This window comes from Enterococcus sp. DIV0660C (genome assembly GCF_017316125.1).
In the GTDB taxonomy this organism is placed as follows: Bacteria; Bacillota; Bacilli; order Lactobacillales; family Enterococcaceae; genus Enterococcus_B.
Genome location: NZ_JAFLWA010000002.1, coordinates 32279 through 39422 on the forward strand (window position 1 = coordinate 32279; position 7144 = coordinate 39422).

The 7144-nt window shown below is 35.1% G+C and carries 7 protein-coding genes and 1 pseudogene; 4 read left to right on the plus strand and 4 right to left on the minus strand.

What is annotated here, in order from left to right; all coding sequences use genetic code 11:
• Window positions 1-5: 5 nt before the first annotated feature.
• Window positions 6-1031, minus strand: coding sequence for a DUF58 domain-containing protein (locus DOK81_RS00130; protein ID WP_206907005.1), 1026 nt, complete (start codon window positions 1029-1031; stop codon window positions 6-8).
• A 44-nt stretch (window positions 1032-1075) separates the two neighbouring features.
• Entirely contained in the window at window positions 1076-2032 is a 957-nt protein-coding gene (locus DOK81_RS00135; protein WP_242589811.1) for a MoxR family ATPase, read from the minus strand.
• A 336-nt stretch (window positions 2033-2368) separates the two neighbouring features.
• On the opposite strand from DOK81_RS00135, the gene DOK81_RS00140 reads away from it, so the two are divergent.
• Together DOK81_RS00140 and DOK81_RS00145 are read left to right on the plus strand one after the other, a co-directional pair.
• Window positions 2369-3658, plus strand: coding sequence for a hypothetical protein (locus DOK81_RS00140; RefSeq protein ID WP_206907017.1), 1290 nt, complete (start codon window positions 2369-2371; stop codon window positions 3656-3658).
• 76 nt (window positions 3659-3734) lie between these two features.
• On the plus strand, window positions 3735-4328 hold the full coding sequence (locus DOK81_RS00145; RefSeq protein ID WP_206907007.1) for a type II toxin-antitoxin system Phd/YefM family antitoxin: 594 nt from the start codon (window positions 3735-3737) through the stop codon (window positions 4326-4328).
• Window positions 4329-4386: 58 nt separating this feature from the next.
• On the opposite strand, the gene DOK81_RS00150 is transcribed toward DOK81_RS00145, so the two are convergent.
• Window positions 4387-4794, minus strand: a complete 408-nt coding sequence (locus DOK81_RS00150) for a hypothetical protein (RefSeq protein WP_206907009.1) — start codon at window positions 4792-4794, stop codon at window positions 4387-4389.
• A 215-nt stretch (window positions 4795-5009) separates the two neighbouring features.
• Here DOK81_RS00150 and DOK81_RS00155 point away from each other — a divergent pair, with 215 nt between their 5' ends.
• Window positions 5010-5468, plus strand: a complete 459-nt coding sequence (locus tag DOK81_RS00155; protein WP_206907010.1) for a hypothetical protein — start codon at window positions 5010-5012, stop codon at window positions 5466-5468.
• Window positions 5469-5645: 177 nt separating this feature from the next.
• On the opposite strand, the pseudogene DOK81_RS12245 reads toward DOK81_RS00155, so the two are convergent.
• Window positions 5646-5856 (minus strand): annotated as a pseudogene (locus DOK81_RS12245) (DUF2087 domain-containing protein); the annotation flags it as partial.
• 374 nt (window positions 5857-6230) lie between these two features.
• On the opposite strand from DOK81_RS12245, the gene DOK81_RS00165 reads away from it, so the two are divergent.
• On the plus strand, window positions 6231-7115 hold the full coding sequence (locus DOK81_RS00165; RefSeq protein WP_206907012.1) for a phosphate ABC transporter substrate-binding protein PstS family protein: 885 nt from the start codon (window positions 6231-6233) through the stop codon (window positions 7113-7115).
• The last annotated feature ends 29 nt before the right edge of the window (window positions 7116-7144 follow it).

Consider the following 7144-nt stretch of genomic DNA (forward strand, 5'->3'; position numbering starts at 1 on the left):
ACCTCCTAACTAAGTTTTTTAATTGGAAACTTTTGTTCATTATCATCTTGTAGAAACAGTTCATTATTTTCATAGTAAATGAGGGTAACGTTGACGGCCTCTCGTTTCCAAGTAGAAACTTGTGCGTGGACTGTTGGAGAGAGTTCTGGAACAAAAAGGAGTATTTCTTTAGTACTATGTTCAACCATACTTGGTTGTTGCAGAAAATCTTCCATAGCATGTAGCTGAGCAAAAAAAGCAGGAGAAGGATGTGTACCGTTGTACTTCTGTTCAGCAAAAATCAGTTGATTTGGATAAATTTTCTGGTCATAGAAACTTAAAAAAGAAAAGTATAAGTCAAGCATTTTTTCAAAATTTGTTGGTGTTCCCCAAAAACAAAGGGTCAATTTACTTTGTTGAACAGTTGGCTCATATTCACGAGAGAGCCATTGTTGATAGTAAGCGGAACGTTTCCAATCAATTTGCTTTAATGAGTCACCTTGACGATGTTCTCGAATCCCAGCTAGATTTTGAGAAGATAAGAAGTTGTTTTTTTGTTGTCTGCTTGTCAAAAAGTGCGTTAATATTCGTGCTTCAGGTAGTATATTATTTGGCAAAACAGTAGTTTTGAATGTTATCTTTTTTAGTTTACTTTTTCGAAATAAGCCTAGATAATCATAAGCGATGAATTGGACGGGAAGTGTTTCAAACATACCTCTTTTCCGGGGAGTCCAAGTAATCGATAGTTGTTGTTCTTTTTTTGAAACCAATAAAAAAGTTTGCGTTTTCGGTAGGAACTCTTCTGGAAAATGTAAAGTTAGACGTGGTACGAAAAGTGTTAAGGCTTGTGACTCGGCAATAAGAAGATTGATCGTTATTGAATTATCCCGATAAACGAGTGCAGGAACAATGAGAACCAACTCGATTTTTGATAGTCGTCTACTTAAAGAAAGCCAACTGAATGCGATATATAAGGTAAAAAGAATAACTAAAAACCAGCCGAATAGTTGATTAAATAAAATTGTAAAAATCAAGAACAAGAAATAGATCAAAAAAATGCAACTATTTATGAGGTAATTCCAATGTTTTTTCATCGCTATGTTACCGGAACTGAAATTTGTTTTATTAGGTCTTTTAAGAGTAAATCAATTTCATTATCAGTCAACGAACGATCATGAAATAATAGTCGATGCTTGAAAACAAAAGGCAATAGCACTTGAAAATCGCTTGGGGTAACGTAAGAGCGCCCCTTGATTACTGCGTAGGCTTTAGCCGACTGAATAAAAGCTAAGCTGCCACGTGGACTGATACCTAACTTGATTACTGGATGATTACGTGTAGCAGTGACTAATTCCAACGCATAACGTGCGACTGAAGGGTCAAGATAGGTTGTTGAGACAGTTTGTTTGATCCTAGTGAGGGACTCATTGGTGAGAATGACTTTTAATGTGGCAAGAGACTGTTCTTGGGTGTCTAATAATAAAGAGAGTTCTTCATCGAAAGTAGGATAACCAATGTGCAGCCGGAATAAAAATCGATCTAATTGAGCCTCGGGTAACGGATAAGTTCCTTCGTATTCAATAGAGTTTTGAGTTGCTAAAACGAAAAAATGATTATCTAAAGGATACGTTTGATCGTCAATAGTAATATGCTTTTCTGCCATGGCTTCGAGTAACGCCGCTTGTGTTCGCGGTGTTGTTCGGTTGATTTCATCTGCTAATAAAATAGTAGTAAAAATCGGACCAGGACGGAATTCAAAATCTTTTGTTTTTGAATTATAAAAAGAAAAGCCCAAGATATCTCCTGGCAAAAGGTCTGGTGTAAACTGAACACGACTAAAATCGCCTTGGATTGTTTTGGCCAAGGACTTCACAAGTAATGTTTTACCGACACCAGGAACATCTTCAAATAAAATATGTCCACCGGAAAACAGAGCAACAAACATCAATTCAATGATTGGTTGCTTGCCCACAATGACTTTTTGAACTTCAGCGATTAAATGATCGACTTTTTCTTTTATCTCACGAATGGCATTTTCGTTATTTTTATCCATTTTCACATCACCTTCTCATAATAATCTTGTTTCTTTCATTGTAAAGGAAGGCGTACGTTCCTACAAGCAAAGCAGTTTTGCTTGAAATAGTGCATTTTGTCGATAGAAAATAAAAAATAAATGAGTTTTTAATGAAATAAATAGAAAATAAAAAAATGTTGATGTCTTTCGCGTAGTTTATTACGACAGGTTTCTCTTCTCAATAATCCATTGATGTGTGCAAAAAAGGAGGCAACCGTTTTAGCCAAAAAATGATTTTCCACAAAAATTTGTGACATTCCTGCAAAAAAAGCATACAGAGAAGTAGAGGATCGTAGCTTGGCTGGACTAAAACATATGAAATGGCAAAAATTGTTATCGAAAAATTCACAAAATTTATTTTTGCTGATGAATCAAATGAAAGATCTGACTTGGAAAAAGGCAGATCTGGCAGAAAAATTAAGTGTCGATGTAAAAACAATTGAACGACATTTAAAACGTTTAGAGACGATTGACTTTCCTGTGCAACTGATTTATCAGAAAAAAACGGTACGCCTGATTTATAATTTAGGCTATAGCGAGCCCTATTTGCTCTTTGATTTCTTGATTCATTCTGCATCATTTCGCTTGTTGAAAGATCTAATTTTAGAAGAAAAGTACCAAGAAATCTATGATCGGCCAACACAAGAACGATTACGAAAATGGTTAGGAGAGTATCACCTTTCTTTTTCTTATAAAAAAGGACAGATTTTTGGGTCAGAAAGAAAAGTCCGCTATTTGCTATTTAGTTTTTTGAAAGATTTTCCTCATTTTTTTGTGGATGATGGTGAAGAATCATTTTCAGAAATTTTTATTCGCTTGTTAAAGCAAAGAAATCGACTATCTTCAGTTGAAATCTTAGGTGACAATCAAACAATGTTTTTTGAATTGTTTCCAGAATTGCTCTTTCGAGAAGAGCAGAAGCTATCTGTGAAAGAAAAAAATTATCTATGCATTGTGCGATTAAGTTGTAATGTGATTACCAAAAAGCGTTGGGAACGATTAGAGCAAACGAAAGATTATCGAAAATTGACAATTGTTACAGAAAAATTGGATTCGTTCTTTTGGTTAAATAGTGATTTTGAGACTTTCAATAAGCAAAGGATCACGCAAGTTCTTTATCAAGAATGGTTGCGCTACTCGATTGGGATTCAAGAACGTTTGTCAGATGAAGAAGTATTTGAATATCAACAAACCTTGAATACATTTCCCAATGCAAAAGAAAAACTTCATCAATTCCGCTTAGCAATTCAACAAGCCTTGACGCATCCATCTGTTAGTTGGGGTCTAAATTTGTTGAAAACATTGCAAGAACGAGGTTTTTTAGAAGTGCATCCGCCATCTGTAAAAATTGTTCTTCTTTTTCGTTTTGATCATGAAGAAGCCAGAAGGTTAGCCAGAATTTTGGATACAGCACTTCGTCATCGTAAACGGACATCCATTCATGTGTGTACGAGAAGTAAACCACCACATTATGCAGATTTGATTATTACCGATCATTTTTCACCGTTAACTTATTCTAAAAATCAGAAAACTTATTTTTATCATTCTTCTTTTGGCGTAGAACAACTGTTAAAGGATGTTGACGAATGGATTTCCTTAAAATGACAGAATCTGTGATGAATAAAACCAAAATTTATTGCGCTATGCTATAATAACTTTGATAAAAAAGGAGGGAACTTCGTTGGAATTAAAGAAATTAGAGGTCCCAACATCTTCAATTACAGAAGTCAAACGATCTCCCATGGATGTATTTGCTCAAGCAAGAGAAGCCGGGACTGGCGTATATATTTTTAACAGAGAAAAAGTGGCAGGTGTTATGCTGACTCAAGAACAGTATGAAGCATTAGTTCAAGAATTAGATGACCTACGCGGACAAAAAACAGGAATCAAACAGCAAATGTCAGAAGTGATTGCCGAAGTAAAACCAACATTTGAACCAACTATCGAAACGAATGAACCACCAGTAACATCCACTGTAGCTGGAATGGAAGAGTTGGTGGAAACCCTTCAAAAGGTGCTTATTACAGGAATGCCGATTCTAGCGAAAAATTTAGATGAACGAATGGTTTCACTTGGATTTATTACGAAAAAAACAGGGTTTGGCGGTGTCGTTGCCATGCTGGATGAACTAAACGAAACAGGTAAAATCAGTTATCAATTACGAAAAAGGCAACATGAAAAATTAGTTATTGCTGAAATCATTGGTGAACAAGAAGCAAGTTCTCCTGTTTTTGATAAATTGCTAATCAAGAAAATTTATATTCATGAAGGATAAAAGGAAAAAAGAAGGAAGCTGCAGCTTCCTTCTTTTTTCCTTTTATCAATAGTAAGGTCTATTTTTGCGAATTTTTTCTAATTGCTGGAAGTGAGATTTTCTGATCATAACTTTGTTTGGAATATGTAAAAAAGGTTGCCCAAAAAGCGCCAAATGCTTGGGGAACTAAATAAAGGAGCGCGAAAACAAGTACAAGTTGAGTCGGTTTGAAAGGTTGATAGAATAGTTGCCAGTCAGGAAATTTTAAGGCGTATATGTAAGAAACAATAGTGGAAATGATATTACCAACAAGGAGCAGTCGAATTTGTCCTTTGATCCTCATCAGAAATCCACCAAGGATAGCAAGAAAAATCAGAAAAATAAAGCCAAAAACCGAGTGATAATGGAAATCAAGTAATAACCCGAGATACAAGTATGGAATCAAGAGCAGCAGCAAAAAAATTTTTGACAGGTATTTTGTTAACATAGCTTAAAACCTCCTTATACTTGTTTAAAAACCTTTATTATAGTTATATTTTAAAAAGAAAAAAAACATTAAGCAAACGTAATCACATAATTTGTAGGTTAAATGAATAAACTCTCATTCCCTTATCTCTAAAAAAAAAGATTTTCCCCCTAATTTTTTTAGAGAGAACATTGTATAGTGAGAGGCAAGAATTTTTTATTTTGGGGAGGAAGTAAATGAAACAGAAAATCATGGGCAGACATAGTTATTTATTTTTTTGGTTTTTTCCCCTTCTTTTACTTCCGTTTACTTGGGTGAACGCAATCGTTCAAGGAGCCGAAGTATTAGGGTTGATTCAAGGAAGCGGACTTTTGGTTGCACGCAATTTTCCAACATTGACGATTTTTTACTTGGTAGTGAGCGTCAGTTTATTGATACCAAGGTCATTAATCAATAATTATAATTGGAAACTGATTTATTTTTCTTGCATGTTGATTTTCACATCAACATTTGCATTGTTGCCACGCATGATCATTGGACCAACGGGACTTAGTCAAAGTGGATTGAAAGATTTATCCGACTATTCCGCTATGTATTTTTTGACAATTCGTCCAGTATTTTATTTAGCAGCTGCGTCTTTTATTCTGTCAGTAATCACGTATTTTTTTGTTGAATTGAGAAGAAGAGATCGATAAAAATAGTTTGAGGATCAAAAATACTGAAAATCAGATTTTTTTGAGCAAATAACTGTATAAATTAAGCTGAGAAGATAATTAAAAAGAGGTGTGAGCTTTGTAGAGAACCCAAAACGTCTGACTTTGGAATTTTCTACAGTTGCTTACATCTCTTTTCGCATTGTGGAAGAATAGCTATTATGGATTTAGCCAATAGGTTTTTCCATCTTTTGTTCGTTGCATAAAACCATATTCAAGTAACGGCAAGTCGAAACAAAATCTTCAATGTGTTGTTTCAATATATCATTGATTGCACGTTCAGAATAATTTTTTTTGGATCAACTTTTTGCGCTAAGTAATTTAAAAGAATGTTTTCTCTCTTTTCTCTACTTGGAAAAGTTTGAATAAAAGTGTCATGAGTGCAGTCAGTTGTCTGGCTTGGCGCTCTTTTTCTTTTGATTTGGATCTGGATAAATTTTTCAAATTGAAAAGTTATGTCACAATAAAAGGAATGATAAGTCTCTTGTTCAATTGTCCAGCCCTTGAGATAATCTTGCTGTTCATAAAATAATTCAGTTTCCACATAAAAAACTTCCTCGCTTGTTTTTATGCCAACACTTTATGTAATTGTTTGTAAAATGACAAAAATATTTTGTTTAGGTTGAACAATATTTTTGTCTTTACAGGAAATTTACAGAAGTTCATGAATTGTTTACAACATTCATATCTGAGCTTTACAGTGGCTTGTTACACTTTATTTGTAACTAAGAGAGGAGTATTTGAATGAAAAAATTATGGTATTCTTTAGGCATCATTGGTTTCTTATTAGCAGGTTGTGGTTCGTCAAGTGCAAGCACTGACTCAACTTCGCAAGCAGACAAAGCAAGTTCAGATCAAGTAAAAATCGTAGCAGTTGGTTCAACTGCATTGCAGCCATTGGTTGATGCTGCACAAGATAGCTTTACGCAAGAAAATTCAAATTATCAAATTTCTGTTCAAGGTGGCGGAAGTGGTACAGGGTTAAGTCAAGTGTCAGATGGTGCCGTGACAATCGGCAACTCAGACGTTTTTGCAGAAGAAAAAGATGGAATCGATGCGAAAAAATTGGTTGATCATAAGGTAGCTGTGGTCGGAATGGCACCAATTGTCAATAAAGAGACTGGTGTCACAAATGTTTCTCAACAGGAATTGATTGATTTATTCACAGGGAAAATCACAAACTGGAAAGAACTTGGTGGCAAAGATCAAAAGGTAACAGTAATCAACCGCGCAAATGGTAGTGGAACGCGTGCTACTTTTGAAAAATGGGGGTTGAATGATGAAACACCTGTGCAATCACAAGAGCAAGATTCATCAGGAACGGTTCGCCAAATCGTTGCTCAAACACCAGGAGCAATCAGCTATCTTGCTTTTTCTTACTTGGATGAAACAACTCAGGCTTTGAGCGTGGATGATGTGAAACCAGAGGAAAAAAATGTGGCAGACAATAGCTGGAAAATCTGGGCATATGAACATATGTATACAAAAGGAAAACCAGATGCAGCTGTTCAAAAATTCTTGGATTATATGACAAGTGAAGATGTTCAAGAGGGACCGGTCAAAGATCTAGGTTATTTACCAATCACATCAATGAAGGTTGAACGTGATGTCAATGGCGAAATCAAATAAAAACGGGAAAAAAACAGCGACGAAAATCG